General features: G+C 32.8%; 14 protein-coding genes. 11 read left to right on the forward strand and 3 right to left on the reverse strand.

The genetic code is table 11. The features are described from left to right. The first annotated feature begins 142 nt into the window (after positions 1-142). From AB3G34_RS09155 to AB3G34_RS09190, 8 genes are all read left to right on the forward strand, one after another. Positions 143-610 carry an OsmC family protein gene (locus AB3G34_RS09155; protein ID WP_367771041.1) on the forward strand — a complete coding sequence of 156 codons (468 nt, stop codon included), beginning with the start codon at positions 143-145 and terminating at the stop codon, positions 608-610. Between the two features lie 156 nt (positions 611-766). Further along, positions 767-1,759 carry a 2-hydroxyacid dehydrogenase gene (locus tag AB3G34_RS09160; RefSeq protein ID WP_369752229.1) on the forward strand — a complete coding sequence of 331 codons (993 nt, stop codon included), beginning with the start codon at positions 767-769 and terminating at the stop codon, positions 1,757-1,759. Positions 1,760-2,089: 330 nt separating this feature from the next. Beyond that, entirely contained in the window at positions 2,090-3,190 is a 1,101-nt protein-coding gene (locus AB3G34_RS09165; RefSeq protein ID WP_369752230.1) for a M50 family metallopeptidase, read from the forward strand. After that, positions 3,180-4,340, forward strand: a complete 1,161-nt coding sequence (locus AB3G34_RS09170; protein ID WP_367771049.1) for a phosphatidylserine/phosphatidylglycerophosphate/cardiolipin synthase family protein — start codon at positions 3,180-3,182, stop codon at positions 4,338-4,340. The genes AB3G34_RS09165 and AB3G34_RS09170 overlap by 11 nt, the downstream gene beginning before the upstream one ends. Before the next feature lie 192 nt (positions 4,341-4,532). After that, the gene (locus AB3G34_RS09175) at positions 4,533-9,785 is read left to right on the forward strand and encodes an endonuclease (protein ID WP_369752231.1); all 5,253 of its coding nucleotides are present in this window, start codon (positions 4,533-4,535) and stop codon (positions 9,783-9,785) included. Positions 9,786-10,020: 235 nt separating this feature from the next. Next, positions 10,021-10,146 carry a hypothetical protein gene (locus AB3G34_RS09180; protein ID WP_369752232.1) on the forward strand — a complete coding sequence of 42 codons (126 nt, stop codon included), beginning with the start codon at positions 10,021-10,023 and terminating at the stop codon, positions 10,144-10,146. Between the two features lie 183 nt (positions 10,147-10,329). After that, entirely contained in the window at positions 10,330-11,391 is a 1,062-nt protein-coding gene (locus AB3G34_RS09185) for a reverse transcriptase domain-containing protein (protein ID WP_367771053.1), read from the forward strand. Positions 11,392-11,574: 183 nt separating this feature from the next. Continuing rightward, positions 11,575-12,036 carry a DinB family protein gene (locus AB3G34_RS09190; protein WP_369752235.1) on the forward strand — a complete coding sequence of 154 codons (462 nt, stop codon included), beginning with the start codon at positions 11,575-11,577 and terminating at the stop codon, positions 12,034-12,036. A 12-nt stretch (positions 12,037-12,048) separates the two neighbouring features. Here the strand turns inward: AB3G34_RS09190 and AB3G34_RS09195 are convergent, their stop codons facing one another. Genes AB3G34_RS09195 through AB3G34_RS09205 form a run of 3 tightly spaced genes read right to left on the reverse strand, consistent with a single transcriptional unit; the run spans position 12,049 to position 16,047 of the window. Next, the gene (locus AB3G34_RS09195) at positions 12,049-13,641 is read right to left on the reverse strand and encodes an MFS transporter (protein WP_369752236.1); all 1,593 of its coding nucleotides are present in this window, start codon (positions 13,639-13,641) and stop codon (positions 12,049-12,051) included. Between the two features lie 7 nt (positions 13,642-13,648). Beyond that, a complete protein-coding gene (locus AB3G34_RS09200; RefSeq protein WP_367771062.1) occupies positions 13,649-14,710 on the reverse strand; it encodes an HlyD family secretion protein in 1,062 nt (353 codons plus the stop codon). Between the two features lie 2 nt (positions 14,711-14,712). Then, entirely contained in the window at positions 14,713-16,047 is a 1,335-nt protein-coding gene (locus AB3G34_RS09205; RefSeq protein ID WP_369752237.1) for a TolC family protein, read from the reverse strand. 104 nt (positions 16,048-16,151) lie between these two features. Between AB3G34_RS09205 and AB3G34_RS09210 the strand changes: the two genes are divergently transcribed. The 3 genes from AB3G34_RS09210 (at position 16,152) to AB3G34_RS09220 (ending at position 18,388) form a co-directional block, all read left to right on the forward strand. Then, positions 16,152-16,964, forward strand: a complete 813-nt coding sequence (locus AB3G34_RS09210; RefSeq protein ID WP_367771067.1) for an AraC family transcriptional regulator — start codon at positions 16,152-16,154, stop codon at positions 16,962-16,964. A gap of 234 nt (positions 16,965-17,198) precedes the next feature. Beyond that, positions 17,199-18,098, forward strand: a complete 900-nt coding sequence (locus tag AB3G34_RS09215; protein WP_369752238.1) for a DnaJ C-terminal domain-containing protein — start codon at positions 17,199-17,201, stop codon at positions 18,096-18,098. Further along, positions 18,095-18,388, forward strand: a complete 294-nt coding sequence (locus AB3G34_RS09220) for a chaperone modulator CbpM (protein WP_369752240.1) — start codon at positions 18,095-18,097, stop codon at positions 18,386-18,388. The genes AB3G34_RS09215 and AB3G34_RS09220 overlap by 4 nt, the downstream gene beginning before the upstream one ends. Positions 18,389-18,589 lie beyond the last annotated feature (201 nt).

Consider the following 18,589-nt stretch of genomic DNA (forward strand, 5'->3'; position numbering starts at 1 on the left):
AGAATAAAGATTGAAAATAAACTACTGTATCGAGTTTATTTTTTATATAAAACCTTTCTAAAATACTAGTCTATAACAACTAAAAATCGCTATTCCTGTTGTTTTATTTCAAATTAATTATTAATAACTAAACCTATTTAATATGCAGACTTACGAAGTAAATTTAAAATGTAAAGACAATAGAAGCGGATTTTTAATTTCATCCGTATTTCCTCAAAATTCAGAAAAAGAGACACCGCTTGAGTTACCAAAAACGATGAAAGACATCTGGTCTCCCGAGCATTTATTGCTTTCCTCTTTAAACAGCTGTCTAATGACTACTTTTTTATCCAAAGCCGAAAATGCTAATATTCAATTTGTAAGTTTTGAAAGTAGTTCCAGCTGTTCTATTGAAGTCATAAAAGGAAAAAATATAATAAGTGAAATTACGCTAAGACCAAAAGTAGTTATTCCCTATTTCCAAAATCCAGAACAGGTTAAATACATTTTGGAAATGAGCAAAAATTCCTGTTTGATTTCAAACATCATTAAAACAAATATTAGATTAGAACCCGAAGTAAGTATTGAACTCACACTCATTTCTAAAGAAGAAAAATATGATTTTGGATAAAAAAAAAAAATTCTAAGAGCCCCAAAAGTATTACAATTAACCTCTAATTATGTGGTTATTACCAACTGCAAAAGGCTTACCTTACTATTTGAATAACAAATTGAAGCCAATATAATTACAACTCTTATGGGTTGTGTTAAATAAAATACCAAAATCATGAAAATATTAATGTACAGCACCTTCGACTTTGAAAAACCATTTATAGAAAAAGCTAAACATGGCAAGCTAGAATTAGTTTATACTTCTAAAAACCTAAACCATGATACAGTGGATCTAGCTAAAGGTTTTGAAGGGATATCTCTTTTTACATCAGATATTGCAAATAGTACAATACTAGAAAAATTGTACCATTTGGGAATAAAATACATTGCTTTACGTACTGTGGGCCATGATCATATTGATTTAAAAAAAGCTAGGTCATTAGGAATAAAAGTTGCAAATGTGCCTGAATACTCCCCTTTTTCGATTGCTGAACATGCAGTCGCTTTACTTATGGCACTAAACAGGAAAATAGTTCTAGGTCAAAAACTAATGGAAATGGGAGATTATCGTTTGGATAATTTGGTAGGATTTGATCTACATGGAAAGACTGTGGGCATTATTGGAACTGGAAAAATAGGTAGCGCTTTTGCTAAAATAATGCACGGATTTGGATGTACCCTTCTCGCCTATGATCCCTTTATAAATGAAGAACTGATTCAACAAACCAAAATTCGGTATTGTAATTTAGAAGAATTATGTCAAAGTGCAGATGTGATTTCCATCCATTGCCCATTGAATGTAGATTCTAAATATATGTTTAATAAATCCATTTTTTCTCAAATGAAAAAAGGGGTTGTTTTTATAAATACGGCGCGCGGAATGATTGTGAATACTGAGGATTTAATAGAGGCTATCAATAAAGGTATTATTAGCGCAGTAGGTCTTGATGTTTATGAAAAAGAAAGACCTATCTTTTTTAAAAACCACATTAGTGAAAAAATTACGGATCATGTGTATACGATTCTTCGTTCTCTTCCCAACGTATTAATTACGGGGCATCAAGGGTTTTTATCTAACGAAGCCTTACAGGGAATCGCAAATACTACTATGGCCAATTTAAATGCTTGGGCGTACAATAGTATTTGTGAAAACGAACTTGAAAAATGATATCCTAAAATAAAAGCAAATCCCAAAAATTTTTACTCAAAATAACTTCTGATAAATTAGTGCTTACTTCCAGTTATTGAAGCACAAAACTATTCGCACTAAAAGAATAAATCCAATCGACACTTTAATAGCAAGTATTATTCAAATAAATCAGTTTTGAATAATACCAAAATTCTTAATAAACAATACCGACTATTCTTCAGAAAAAAGTCGTAAATTAGTAACGCATTGATTCCCATAATCTTTCGCTTAAACCTGCATTTTTTGATTTTCATTATTGACACATTTTTTTTCTAATTATGCTTTTTAAAGCATTTAAAAAAAAGAGAAATGAAAGGATCATTTAAACTTGGAAAAGTAGCAGGAATTGGTTTGTTCATTCATTGGACCTTCTCATTACTACTCCTATTTATCATATTTGTCAATTACCGTTCAGGATATAATATCCTTCAAATAACGTGGTCTATTGCTTTTATTCTTTCTATATTTATTACTGTTGTTTTACATGAATTAGGTCATGCTTTAGCAGCAAAAAACTATGGAATTAAAACCAAAGATATTACGTTGCTTCCTATTGGCGGATTAGCCAGGTTAGAAAAACTTCCCGAAAAACCAATAGAAGAATTAATCGTTGCATTTGCTGGTCCGATGGTCAATCTTTTTTTGGCACTATTGACCAGTTTTTTTGTTACAGTACCCGAAAATGAAGAACTTCTTATGACTCAATTATCAGGAGGAATCAACTCGCACAACTTCCTCTTGAATTTCTTAATCGTTAATTTAGCGTTAGCTATTTTTAATTTAATTCCAGCATTCCCAATGGATGGAGGGCGCATTTTAAGAGCGCTCTTGGCATTTAAATTTCAACGACATACTGCAACTAAAATTGCAGCTCGAATAGGCCAATTATTAGCAATAGGTTTTATATTTATTGGTTTTTTCTCCAATCCGTTTTTAATTTTCATAGGCATTTTTGTCATTATGGGTGCGCAAATGGAAACCGAATATACTGCCTCGAAATACCTTCTTAAAGGCTACACAGTGCGGGACGTAGTCATGAAACAATACCAAACTATTGATGCAAATCAACCCATAAAAAGAGCTATAGAATTACTTTTAGACAGTCAATCCAAGATTTTTTTAATAACTGAGAATAGCCAACCTGTAGGAACCCTAAATAGAGATCAAATAATAATAGCTCTTTCTGAAAAAGGCGAGAATACTCCCATAGTCAATGCGATGAACAAAAACTTAGTCTTCTTAAATATAGAAACTCTACTTGCGGATATTTTTGAGTTGGTTTATCATAATAAATCTAATTTGATGTTAGTCATGGAGAACAATCAACTTGTGGGTACTTTGGATACTGAAAATCTTTTAGAGTTTATATTAATTAAAGAAGTAAAACAAAAAGGTGCTTATGCTAATTAACAATTACATTAAAAACGACATAGAAAAGGTAAAATTAGTTCATAGTGGAACCGATTATTTTTCACGTTTAGAATATATAATCCAAGAAGCAAAATATGAAATTCATCTTCAATATTATATCTTTAAGAATGATTCTATTGGAAATAAAATCTTACAAGAATTAAAAAAAGCAGCAGTACGCAGGGTAAGAATCTATATTTTATTAGATGGTTTTGGTTCCTTTTCGTTTCCCAAAGATGTAATTGAGGAATTAACAAAAACTGGAATTAATTTTCGTTTTTTTTCTCCATTCCTATCCTCAAGCTCTTTATATATGGGCCGAAGATTACATCATAAAGTTGTTGTTGCGGATGACCAGGTAGTGTTAATTGGAGGAATTAATATAGCTGACAAATATGTGGGGTCCAAAGAAAATGGGGCCTGGCTCGATTATTCAGTGCAAATAAATGACGTGAAAATTGCAAAAAAACTGCAATTACTTTGTAGAGACTTATTCTTTAAGAAAAAGTACTTCTTCAAAAGAAAAATAGAATCTGTCTTTAATTCAGGGGAAGAAACTGCTGTCAGTATACTACAAAATGATTGGCTGAAAAGTAAAAACGAAATATACAATGCCTATATAGGTGCTTTTACACATGCTGAAAAAGAAATCACCATTGTGGGTAGCTATTTTTTGCCAGGTCGAAGACTTAATAATGCAATTAAAAAAGCAGCAAAAAACAAAGTAAAAATAAGATTAATCTTATCTGGAAAATCAGATGTTCCACTTTCTAGAAGAGCGACTTACCATATTTATTCTACGTTACTTACCCATAACATCGAATTGTATGAATGGAATAAAACAATACTTCATGGAAAAGCGGCCATAGTCGATAATTATTGGACAACTATTGGCTCATTTAATCTCAATAATTTAAGTTGTTATGGAAGTTTAGAAATGAATGTTGAAATCAAATCCATCCCATTTTCAAATACATTTCAACACCATCTAGATGAAATCATTTCACAAAGCCATAGAATAACACCTAAATCATTAAAAAAAGGAACAATGATTTCCCGTTTAAAAAATTATTTATCCTACTGGACCGCCAGGTTCATTCTTAATTTTGTTACCTATTTCCCAAATAAAAAATTTAAAAAATACTACTAAATATCCAAAAAAAATAGGGAACTCCAATAGCCGTTAAAATTCCATTATTATAGCAATTCACTCTAGTTTGTTAAATAATCGTATGGGTTTTTAATTTTTATATTAAAAATTTTAACGATTTGTTAATAGTATTAAACGCATAAAAACACAAATATGTATATATTTACTATCCAATAAATTAAACAAACAATTATGAAGCATTTTTACTTAAAAAGGCAGTTCTTTCTTGTAGCTGTATTTACTTTTTTAAGTGTGATTTCCTTTGCTCAAGTTCCTACGTATTATAATGGAGCAAACATTAGCCAAACTGGAGATGCCTTAAAATCAAATCTTTCAAACCTAATAACCACTACACATACGACAAAGTTGTCGTATACACCTGGAGTTTGGGATGCATTAAAACAAACAGATTTAGATCCAAACGATCCAACAAAAGTTTTACTGATTTATGGTTATAATGATAGTGATTCTGATGTTACAAATGACCGAACTCGTTCTAAAGATCAAAATGGTGGAAACCAAGGCGATTGGAATAGAGAGCACATTTTTGCCAAATCATTAGGAAACCCTAATTTAGGTACTGATGGCCCAGGAAGTGATGCACATCATTTACGAGCTGCAGATGTTACTTTGAATGCAACTAGAAATAACTATCCCTTTGGTGATGGATCTGGAAATGCTAAATTAGTTAATGGTGCCTGGTATCCAGGAGATGAATGGAAAGGTGATGTTGCCCGTATGATTATGTACATGCACTTGCATTATGGTGCTCAATGTCTTCCTAGTGCCGTGACCATCAGTTCACAAAACTACAGTGCTGATATGGCTGATATTCTATTAGAATGGAATGTTGAAGACCCTGTTTCTCAAGTAGAAATCAATAGAAATACAATATTAGAAGGAGTTCAAGGAAATAGAAATCCTTTTATTGACAACCCTGCTTTTGCTACAGCAATTTGGGGAGGACCACAAGCTCAAAATAGATTTGATGGAAGTGTACAATTAGATACTGAGGCACCATCTGTTCCAGCAACTTTATATGCTACTAATACAACCCAAACTGGAACAACTTTAACTTGGGTTCAATCAACAGATAATGTTGGTGTTTTAGGCTATCGAATTTATAATGGAACAGTACAAATTGCTTCATCATCAACAGCTAGTTATGTTTTAACTGGATTAACAGCGAATACAAATTATACCTTGTCAGTAAAAGCATTTGATACAGCTGGAAACAATTCAACTGCTAGTAATAGTGTAGCGGTAACGACTCTAGTTAGTACGCCACCTACAACTCCAGCAACTTCTGTTGTTTTCATTAACGAAATTCATTATGATAATGCAGGTGCTGATGTGGGTGAAGGTGTTGAAATTGCTGGAACTGCAGGAACCGACTTAACAGGTTGGAGCATTATTCCTTATAATGGAAATGGTGGTGCATCGTACACTCCAATAGGAAGTTTATCCGGTGTAATTCCGAATCAATCTAATGGATTTGGAACTATTTTCGTAGCCATAAGTGGATTACAAAATGGAGCTCCTGACGGACTTGCATTAGTAAATAACTTAGGAAATGCAATTCAGTTTTTAAGCTACGAAGGCTCATTTGTTGCTACTAATGGTCCCGCAATCGGAATGACAAGCACGGATATTGGCGTTTCTCAAGCTGGAACCGAAGCAGTTGGTTTATCATTACAACTGAAAGGGTCTGGAAATCAATACAGTGATTTTACATGGCAAACCTCTGTAGCAAGCACGTATGGAAGCATCAATAACGGGCAATCATTCTCTACGGTTATCGAGCCTCTCGCGGCACCAACAAATTTGGTCGCTAGTAACATCACACAAACCGCGACTAATTTATCATGGGATGCAGCTACCTCTGCAGTATCGTATGAAATTTATAGTGGAACTACTCAACTAGGAGCTACAACAGCAACTACTTTTGACCTGACTGGGCTAACGGCTAATACGGTTTACAACTTAACAGTAGTAGCTTTAGATGCAGATGATAATTCTTCTGAAGCAAGTAATATAGTTACTATAACAACCTTAAACACTACTACACCTACTCCAGCTGGAGCTGTTTTTATCAACGAAATTCACTATGATAATTCAGGGACAGATGTTGAAGAAGGAGTTGAAATTGCTGGTCTTGCAGGAACCGACTTAACAGGATGGAAAATTATTCCTTACAATGGTAATGGTGGTGCTTCTTATACTCCAATAGGTAATTTATCTGGTAGTATTCCAGATCAATTAAATGGTTATGGTACTGTATCTGTAACTATAGCAGGATTACAAAATGGTTCTCCTGACGGAATTGCATTAGTAGATGCAAATAATAATGTAATTCAGTTTTTAAGCTACGAAGGTAGTTTTACTGCTACCAATGGTCCTGCTGCAGGAATGACAAGTACTGATATTGGTATCATTGAAGCAAGTACTGCAACTGTTGGAAATTCACTTCAGCTAGTGGGTAAAGGAACAAAATATGCTGATTTTACATGGGAAGCAGCTGTAAGTACTTTCGGAAAAGTAAATAAAGGACAAAAATTTGGTGATTTAGTTTTCATCAATGAGATTCATTATGACAATGCAGGAACAGATGTTGGTGAAGCAGTTGAAATTGCTGGTTATGCCGGAACTGACCTAACTGGATGGAGCATTATCCCTTATAATGGTTCAGGTGGAGCAAGCTATACCCCAATAGGAAATTTATCTGGTAGTATTCCAGATCAATTAAATGGTTATGGTACTGTATCTGTAAACATTGCTGGATTACAAAATGGTTCTCCTGACGGAATTGCATTAGTAGATGCTACTGGAAAAGTAATTCAGTTTTTAAGCTACGAAGGTAGTTTTACCGCTACTAATGGTCCTGCTGCAGGAATGACAAGTACAGATATTGGTATTGCAGAAGCAAGCACAGCTGCACTAGGAACTTCATTACAATTAATAGGAGCAGGATATAACTATGCTGATTTTACTTGGCAAGCAGCCAATACTACTTTTGGAGCTATAAATAAAGGACAATTTTTTGGTGATGCTTCTGATATTTTAGTTGTAATTCCAATTGCTGAAGCAAGAAGTAAAGCAGATGGCGATATTGTAACTGTAACTGGTGTTTTAACTGTTTCAGACCAATTTGCTGGATCAGCTTACCTCCAAGATGCTACTGGAGCGATAGCCGTTTTTGACAAATCAGTACATGGTACTGGACTTTTCAAAATAGGAGATTCTATCACTGTTACAGGAACTAGAAGTTCCTACAGCGAGCAAGTTCAAATAAGCCCTGTAAGTGCGGTTACTAATAACGGATTACCTAATCAACCTATTTCGCCAGTTACTATCACTTTGAGTGAAATGGCAAACCACCCAGCTGAATTAGTAAGAATAGAAAATACGACTTTCCCTAAGCCTGGTGCTATTATGTTTGGTAATTCAAACACTGATATTACAGATGCAAGTGGAACAGCTCAATTGAGAATTGATGCAGATGTAAGTGATCTTACCGGTTTTGCACAACCTGAAAATTGTTCAGAAATAATAGGTGTAGTTGGAAATTATTTTGCCACTCAACAACTGTTACCTCGAATGAGAACTGACTTCCCGTGTGCCGATAAATACCAACAAACAGGAAGTGATTTAAATATTTCAAAAGACAAAACTTTAGATATTGCCACTTGGAATATGGCGTGGTTTGGTGATGAAACTAATTCACCTGCTGCAGGAAAAATTAATTCAGATGCGATACAAAAAGACGCAGTCAAAAATGTTTTGCAACAATTAGATGCTGATATTTATGCAGTAGAAGAAATATCTGATGATGTTTTATTTGCTCAAATGGTTAGCGAAATGAATGATTACAGTTATGTTTTATCTGAAGCAACTTCCTACCCAAATGATTTTAGTAGTCCAAAACAAAAAGTTGGTTTTATTTATAAAAACAAAACCGTTACACCTGTAAGTACCAAAGTACTATTAGAAACCATTCATCCTTATTATAATGGTGGCGATGTTTCTGTATTGGCTAATTATCCTGATGCTGATAAATCACGCTTTTTTGCTAGTGGTAGATTGCCCTTTATGATGACTGCAAATGTTACAATTGATGGAAATCAAAAACAAATCAATATCATTGACCTTCATGCTAGAGCAAATACAAGTGGTGATGCCCAAGGCAAATATGACATGCGTAAGTTTGATGTAGAAGTTTTAAAAGACACCTTGAATGCACAATATCCGGATGCTAACTTAGTATTACTAGGAGATTATAACGATGATGTAGATTACACCGTTTCAGATGTTTCTACAACTGTTTCTAGTTATGAAGCATATGTAAATGATAGCACAAACTTTAGTGTTGTTACAAAATCATTAAGTGAAGCAGGATTTAGATCGTATGTGACCTATGAAAATATGATTGATCATATTACACTTTCAAATGAACTTGCGGATTTATACATCAATGAATCAGCAAGAGTACACTATGAATTTTACACGAGCGATTATACTAAAACAGCCTCTGACCACTTCCCTGTAACCGTAAGATTACAATTAAAAGAATTGACGCTTGACGCTAGTAATACAACAGATATAACTTGCAATGGCGAAGCTAATGGTACTGCTTCTGTATCTGTTTCAGGCGGAATTGCTCCATACACTTATACTTGGAATATTGGTGAAATTACCGACACAAACTCTATATCAAATCTTGATGCGGGAACTTATAGTGTAACTGTAAAAGATATTTTAAATAATGAAGTAGTTGCAACATTTACTATAAATGAGCCTTCAATAATTGAAATTCCTGAAACTGAATCACCAACTGTATATTACGGGTATACAAATTCTTCTTGTACAACGCTAACTGCAGGCAATGTAACTGGAGGTATATTACCTTATTCATATACATGGAGTAATGGAGCTACGACAAGCAGTATTAATGTATGTCCAAGCGCAACAACAACTTATACATTAACGGTTACAGATGCTAATGGTTGCTCATCAGTATCCGAAAAAGCAGTAAATGTAATTGATGTACGTTGTGGTACTAATTCAAAAAATCCAAAAGTTGAAATTTGCCATAAAGGGAAAACAGTATGTATTGATGAAAATGCAGTTGCCTCTCATTTAGCACATGGTGACGTTTTAGGAAGTTGCGATACAGCAATTGAGGATGTAAAAATCACAGCTGTAAACGTTTTTCCAAATCCATTTGTAAGCCAAATCAATGTGGAAATTAATAGCTCATCTATTGCAAAAGTAGATTTTCAAATTTATAATTTCTTTGGACAATTAGTCAGCCAATCATCTCATAACATTACTTCAGGAAAATCAACTGTAAATCTACAATTAGCTGATTTAAGAAGAGGATTCTATTTCCTAAAAACAGTAGTTAATGGAAACATAAAACATATTAAATACCTTGTAAAGAACTAATTATTTCAACAAGTTAGATTGAGATAATTTGTTTTTATCTAAAATTAAAGCCTCCAAAATAATTGTTTTGGAGGCTTTTCATTTTAAGTCGTAACAAAAAAAATCTGCACAGATTATACTAAAATGTAAATAAAAAATTGTAAATTTATGTAGAGATACACCCCATTAATCGTTTGATATTATAATACTTACAAATTAAAAACATCTTAATTGATGCTTTAAATACTTTGATATTATGGAACCAAATATAAAAGTAAAACAAAAAAAAGAGGAATGGATTACAAAGGATCTAAAAAGTAAAATCCCAAAATTAGATTCAAAAACCATTTATATTCCAAATCAGAATAAGTTGTCATTTTGATTTATTTTTAAAATTACGTTGGCTAAGCTAACTTTGGAGCAGTGAGTCACTGTTCTGTAATTGAATGTTTTTTCAAGCACTGGGTTTAAAAGGCTCTCCGCAGAGCTCCGAACCTTTTAAACCCGTATTCCTAATTGGAGTGAGTGACATAAAAGTCCTCACTCCATTAACGATTTTAAAGCTATGGATTTTGCTCAATACAAAGAAACTTTCATGAAAGAAGCCACAAAAATAGGCTACTCTAAACAAAACATAAATCGTTGTTTGAATTATGCTGAGCCATTGTTTTCAAACAATGTTCCTGTTATTTATAACTCTTCCCACTTAACCTTACTTGTAGGATATAAAAAAGAATACATAAAAAAAGCCGCATTACACACCAAATATTTTTATCGTGATTTTGAGATTACAAAAAAGAACGGAAAAAAAAGAGCCATTTCAGAACCACTCCCAAGTTTAAAAGAAATACAACATTGGATTTTAAAAAACATCTTATATAAAATTCCTATTAGCCCATTTGCAAAAGCATATAGACCTAATGTAAGTATTTTAGAGAATATAAGATTTCACAAAAACCAACCTAAAGTATTCACCCTTGACTTAGAAAATTTTTTTCCATCAATTAAAATTGAAAGTGTAGAGCAAATATTTTTAGAAGTGGGTTATTCAAAAAGCATTTCAAATCTACTTTCACAACTATGTACTAAAGATGGTTTTTTACCACAAGGTGCACCAACAAGTCCTTATCTTTCAAACCTCATTTTTAAAAAAGCTGATATGGCTATTGCTGATTACTGTATACAACATAAAATAAGATATACCCGTTATGCCGATGATTTGAGTTTTTCAGGAAATTTTGACGAAAAAAAATTACTCGAAAAAGTAACCGACAATATTCAAGTAATGGGATTGCAAATCAATGCTGCAAAAACAAATCTTATGACTCCAAATATGAGACAAACTGTCACAGGTATTGTTGTCAATGAAAAACCACAAGTCGTTTTCCATAAACGCAATAAATTGAGACAAGCCATGTATTATATCATGAAATTTGGTATTGATGAACATCGGGAATACAAAGAAATAGATCAGGTTCACTTTCTAGAACATCTCTTGGGAAAAATAAATTTTGTTTTGCAAATCAATCCAAAAGATCATGAATTTATCGGTTACAAATCACATCTTATCGAATTAAAAGAAAAGCAAAAAGCAAGAATGATAAAAACAGAATTACTACTGATGTAAAAAGCAATATGAACAACTAATAATAGTAGAAAAGCCCTTTATTGGGCTATTTTTATTTCGCTTCCTCTCTCAAAATGAAAATTTTAGACTAAATTCACAATTCAACACCCTTTTTTCGTTTCAGGAAAATTAGAGCCCTATCACAACAATACAAAGTTGAAATCACTAAAAAACCCTTATTTAATGAAATCAAAAACTCAGTTATTTATTGCGCTATGGCAAGAAGGTAGAACTAGATTTACAAAGCAATTAGATTTAATTATAGAAAATGATTTGAAAAAGAAATTGGCAACTTCGCCCAATAGCCTTGGTTTTCTTATTCGCCATATTAGTGATGTTGAGTTGCTTTTTACAAAAAATATATTTGGTGCAAGCGAAGTTAAAGTAATTGCAAAAACAGTAATTGCAAAAAAGGATACCGGTGAATGGACCAACCTATCCGAATTAAAAGAATACTCCCATTATGCCTATCAAAATTTATTAGCTATACTTGAAAAACAAACGGATACCGACTGGGATACCTCTATTACTACGTCAGAATTTGGCACAAAGACAAAAGCTGAAGCCCTAGGAAGAATTGTATCCCATACTGCTTATCATGCTGGACAAATGTCCATCATTAATAAATATGGAACCAGTTCCTAATTCATTGTTCTGCTAAATAGGAATTACTTTAGCTCCAATTTTTCTGAAATGAAAATGAAAATGAGGGATTAATGCGATGCCTAGCATAATTAAAAATATTACAATCCCCATAAAATAATAGTAATCCCTTGCGAACAAGGTATTAGTATGAATAGCAACTGCTTTACCTAACAATTTTTTAGCCACCACTTTAGCTTTCATTGCCGAAGCTCCGTTGGCAAGTGCTGCATTTTCATACAATTGCAAACGCTTACTCGATTCATAATTTAAAGTAGTAACTGAGTTGCCTAACTCATGATAATGCACACTTACTTGTCGTAGATTCATAAAAGAAATTAGCGCTAAACTCACAGTAAAAGCAAAAAATCGGAAAGAAACACCACTCAATGAGGCAGAAAAACTTTTAGATTCTGGTACTGATGCAATTGTAAACATAACGATAGAAAGCATTAAAATTCCATTTCCTAAACCTTGAAAAAACAGCGGTAATAAAACACTTTCTTCATTGGCCTGCGAGCCAAAAATAAAAAACATTTGAATATGATAGAGTAATAAAAAAGCGAATCCTGTAAGCCAAATTAAGCGCATATTTCTTTTACTTAACAGGAAACGAGCCGTTAATGCAATTCCTACAACAATTCCTAAAGCATTAAAAAACATAATGTAAGCATAATGATACGAATCTAATCCCATATCATTAAAAAGAAATGTGTTTGCAGCACTCAAATCTCCTTTACAAATATAATACAGTACGAGTAGCGCTCCACCTATTCTAAAATTTCTAAATTTGTAAATAGTTAAATCTATAAACGGACGCTTATTTTTTTGCTGCATGATAATAAAAGTAGCAAGTAATAACATTATTGTCCCTAAACAAACCCAAATACGAATACTTTCAAACCAATTGTAATATTGTCCATACAAAAGAACATAGGCAATTAATGTTAGTAGAGAACTATAAATCACAAAACTTTTCCAATCCAATTGATGTAAGGGAAACCTTTTATTATGCAAACGTATGTTAGTTTTAAGACAAAGAAATAGTAATAATACTCCTGGAATTTGAACATAAATAATGGCAAGATACATTACATTAAAATCATAGTTTTGAAATACATAAGCATCAAACAAGTATGTAAAAGCATTCGAAATAAGTAGCGTTCCGTAAAAAACAGCATACCCTAATACTCTGGAGCGCTCTGAATGAAATTGAGAAAAAATTAAACTTAATGTAATTCCAATCATTGCAACAGTAACTGCTCCACCTAAAAATCGTAAAATAAAGAAAAGTAGCGCGTCATTAGTATTATACAATACTAAATTGATCGCTGTGAACAATAAAACACTCATTAGAAAATACGTTTTGGAAGCAAAATAGCTAAAAAACCTTCTTTCTAATGGAAAGAAACTGGCAATTCCAACATAATACAAAACGATGGAGAATTGGATATCAGTAGGATCCAGACCGTAATAACTGGCGGCACTATTAATTCCTCCAATGTAACCTGCTAACATGGATACCGTTGGCAGAATTACTAAAAAAATAACCGCTTTAATTAACCATTTGGGAACCCAACTTTTAAATATGTTTGATGACTGATCCATGTAACTATTATAATTTAGGAATCAATACCTCAGCATTCATCCCTGCACGTAGATTATTTGTTTTAGCAACAGCATCAGTCAAAAGAATTCGAACTGGAAATCGTTGAATAATTTTTACAAAATTTCCCGTAGCATTGTCTGGTGGTAAAAGCGAGAAACGAGATCCTGTAGCTGGCGCAAGCGACTGTATTTTACCATGATAGGTTTCATCTGAATAAGCATCAACTTTAATCACTACTTCCTGCCCTTCTTTCATATTGGCAATTTGGGTTTCTTTAAAATTAGCTACAATCCATTTTCCCTGGTCTTGATCTACAATGAATCCTAAAGTTTGTCCTTTTTGAATTAATTGTCCTACCTGCAAGGTTTTGTCACCCATAATTCCATCTGCGGGAGCCGTAATAACAGCATAAGTCAAATTGAGTTTTATATTCTCGACTATAGCTTCTCTCTGCTGCACATTTGCTTTAGCAACGGCCAATTGAGAATCGACATCATTTATTCTCCCCCTGGCTGTTTTATAGGTATTTTGAACTGCTTTGTACTCTGATTTTGCAATTTCAAAACTCGTTTTTATGGCTTCAAAATGCTGTTGTGTAACCGCTTCCTCATCCAATAGTTTTTTATATCTATTAAATTCTTGCTCTTGCTGCCACAATTTAGCTCTAGATGCAGCAATACTTGCCTCACTTACTGAGGCACTACTAGTTGTTGTTACAGCATTACTTTCTAATACTAATAATGAAGCTTTTGCTGAACTCAATATGGCTTCGGCTTCTTGTAATTGCATTAGCGTTTCATTTTTATCTATCACAAACAAGGTATCTCCTTTATGAACTCTTTGATGATCTCTAAATTTAATTTCCTGCACAAAACCTGTTGTACGGCTCAATATTGGATTTATATATTCTTCTACTTGTGCATCATTAGTTTCTTCATATCGATACATTTTTACCAGTGTATAACCACCATAAACTAACAATAAAATTAATACTATAGAGGCAATGCTATAGGTAATCTTAACCGTTATCCTGTCAATACGTTCGTGTTTTTCTGTTATTGTAGCCATAATTATAGGTCTCCTGTATTTTTTAAAAGTTCGTAATAATGTAATTGTTCTGATATTTTGGCTGAAATGAGCTCGAATTGGGCTTGTAACAATTGAGTATCTGCATCCAATAAATCAGTAATTAAAGACAATTGGTTAAAATAAGTTTGATTGAGAATTCGGTAATTCTCTGTCGCTTGTTTTACATTCAATTGTAGTTCTTCAATTTTTTCTTGATCCTCTATATAATGTTTGTAGGCTTTATTGATATCCTTACGCAAATTATCTTGCACATTTTCTTGTGCTATTTTTTGCTCTTCATATACTATTTTAGCTTCTTCTTCCTTATGAACATCATGATAAATAGATGAAATAGTATAAGATAATTTCACTCCTACTACACCTAATAAGTAAGGTGCATTTTCATAGGGATATAACTTAATTTGTGGATACGAATAATTATAATCCCCAAACAACCCTATTCTTGGCAATTTATCTGCTTTTAACCCTTCAACATTTAATTTGCTTAGTGCTACTTTTTGCTTTGCAATCTTCTGTAATGGTGATTTGTTTATGGCACTGTCAATATAATCATCGTAGCTCATTAATTTTTGATTTTCCTGAAGACCTATATTATCTGTGGGTTTTAAATTTTGCTCATCTGGTTCCCCCATGAAAATATTTAATTCCTGCATGGCTAATTGTGCATTATTACGAATAGCCGTTAATGCCGTTTTCTGTTTGGACAATTGCAGTTGCGCTCGAAGTAAATCACTTTTTAAAACCACTCCTCCAGTATGCAGTTTCTCGATTAAATTTAAGCGTTCTTCATTTTGATAAATATTTTTCTTTACTAATTTTTCTAATTGCAAATACAGTTGTAATTTCAAATACGCTTGAGCCACTTGATAGTGAATAGACTCAATCGTTTCCTCTTCTATATATTGGGATAACTCTTGCTTCACCACTTCTTTTTGGATGTTTGTTTTAAGCTTATGTCCATTATAAATATCAAAATAAGCATCTATAGTAGCACCATAAATGGAATGATCTTCTAATGGTATATAATCTGGATGGTGTAAAACTCCGTTATTAAAAATTGGAATATTAGCTAATTTACCATAATTGGCATTAAAGCCTATTTCTGGCAATTGTTTGCTTTTTGCATTTTTTACAGCTTCCCCTCCCGACTCGGTATGCAAATGGTGCATTTTAATCTCTTTGCTGTTTGTGGACACTTTTTCCCAAACTTTTTCTAATGATATAGGAATGCTATCTTTACTAACTTCCTGTGCTTTTAGTGATACCAGTGTGAACAAGAATACAGGTACTACTATTTTGTAACAATTAAAGTGCATAATTAGTTCTTAAATTAAAATGCAAAATTGCGACATAATTTCAAGTCTTATTTTGTCAATTAAGCCATTTATTTGTTAATTTGAGCCAAATTAATATTTATCAAATGATACCGACAAAAGAGCTAGGATTTTTACAGAAAGTGAATCAATATCCTAAGACCACTTACATATACCACACTAAGATTGAAGAGCGTCTCGACATGCATAGTCATAACAAGCATCAACTTACCTATGTAGAAGGGGGTGCGGCCTTCTTAAAAACAAACAACAATTCCTATTTTTTACCCGCCCGACATTATGTATGGATTCCCGCAGGGATGGAACATTTCATTGAATTAAAAACATCTGTAAGTATGATTCGAAATATTTATATTCCAACTCATATCCTTACTAACAATGAATTTTATTCGAAAATGGGAATTTACCCTGCTTCCAATTTAATTTTGGAGATGATACTATATACTGAAAACTGGAGTGAGAATATTTTTGAAAAAGAAAAAAGTAAATACCAATACATAAAAACTCTAGGTACTATTATTGCTGAAATCAGTAAAAACCCACTACCTGTTGTTATTCCTACTACTACAAATGTACGATTGAGTCCCATTTTAAAACACATTCATTTTCACGTTGACCAACCTCTACTATTAAAAGATGTTGCAAAATTATTTGGTTTTAGTAGCCGTAGTCTTTCCCGTTTATTTAGAGATACTTTGGACATATCCTTTCTACAATATGTAAAACTCACCCGAATTATTCTCAGTATGGAAAAACTGTTACAAACTGAATTGTCTATTAGCGAAATTGCCTATGCATCTGGATATAATAGTTTAGCCACTTTTAGTAATACTTTTTATAATTTGGCTAAAATAAGACCCGTTGACTTTAGAAAAACGAACCGAGAGATTTCTAAATAATTAAAACAACTATTTCTTAAAAAGAATAGCTATTCCTTTTAATAGAACTAATCCATAGCTAAAGTTTCAATTCTTATATGAAATAAATAAGCTATTGAAATAAAACCTTTTATACTTATTTATCATGTAAAAATTGATTAAATTTGAAAGAAGCAATTTCTCTTTGCTCGGTAAACCTTTATACCATAAATCCATAAAGACTTATAATTAGTAATTCTAAAAAAACAAAGTAAAATGGCATTTATAGACTATTACAAAGTATTAGAAATAGATAAAAAAGCAACGGAGACGGAAATAAAGAAAGCCTACCGGAAAATGGCTCGTAAATACCATCCTGACCTAAATCCCAACGACAAACAAGCCGAAATAAAATTTAAAGAAGTCAATGAAGCCAATGAAGTATTAAGCAATCCTGAAAATCGTAAAAAGTATGATGAATATGGTGAAAATTGGCAACATGCCGAAGAATTTGAGAAATCAAAAAGACAGCAACAACACTATCAAGGAAGCGGGCAAAAAGGCGGCTTTGCTGGTTTTGAAGGAGGTGATTATTCTGATTTTTTTGAATCCATGTTTGGCGGTAGAGGGGCTAGAGGTAGTGGACGAGGTAGCGCACAATTTAAAGGACAAGATTTTAATGCCGAATTACATTTAGATCTTAAAGAGGTTTACACCACACACAAACGTACGTTAACTATTAGTGGTAAAAATATCCGACTCACAATACCTGCCGGAGTAGAAAATGGCCAAGTCATAAAAATCACAGGACATGGTGGCGCAGGCACTGGTGGTGGTCCAAAAGGAGATTTGTATATCACCTTCTCGATATCAAATCATACTGATTTTAAACGTGACAAGGACAATCTATATTCTACTGTGGATTTAGACCTTTATAGTGCCATTTTAGGAGGTGAAATTACTGTAAATACATTTGACGGAAAAGTAAAACTAAAAGTAGCGCCTGGAACTCAAAATGGTACTACAGTAAAACTTAAAGGAAAAGGGTTTCCTGTTTATAAAAAAGAAGGACAATTTGGAGACCTATACATCAACTACCAAATTGTAGTTCCAACCAACCTGACGGATAAAGAAAAAGAATTATTCACAGAACTTGCTAAGCTAAAAAAACCATGAGTATAGAAAATTTTATCCCCGTAAATACCCTATGTATTCATTATAAAATGGAGCAAAGCTTCTTTGGTAATTTAAGTGAAATGGGGCTTATTGAAATCCAAATTATTGATAAAACACCCTACATCCATCAAGATTCATTATATGAAGTGGAAAAAATGATTCGGATGCATCAGAATTTAGAAGTAAATCTTGAAGGAATCGATGTTGTTCTCAACTTATTACAAAAGATAGATTCCTTAAAAAAAGAAATTCATACGGTTAGAAACCGCTTGCGATTGTACGAAAACTAATAATAGCACCCCTTCTCTATTTTCTATTACCTATAAATAACAAATTTAAAATTTTAGAAAACATGATAAAAATAATGCCTGATTTACCAGACCAAGTTCTAGGTATTTCTGGAGAAGGAAAAATTACTGGAAACTAAAAAAAATTATGCATAGCAAGATACCAAAGAATTTAATATTTTTCAATACCAATCAAAAACAAGT

This window comes from Flavobacterium sp. WC2409 (genome assembly GCF_041200085.1).
Classification (GTDB): domain Bacteria; phylum Bacteroidota; class Bacteroidia; order Flavobacteriales; family Flavobacteriaceae; genus Flavobacterium.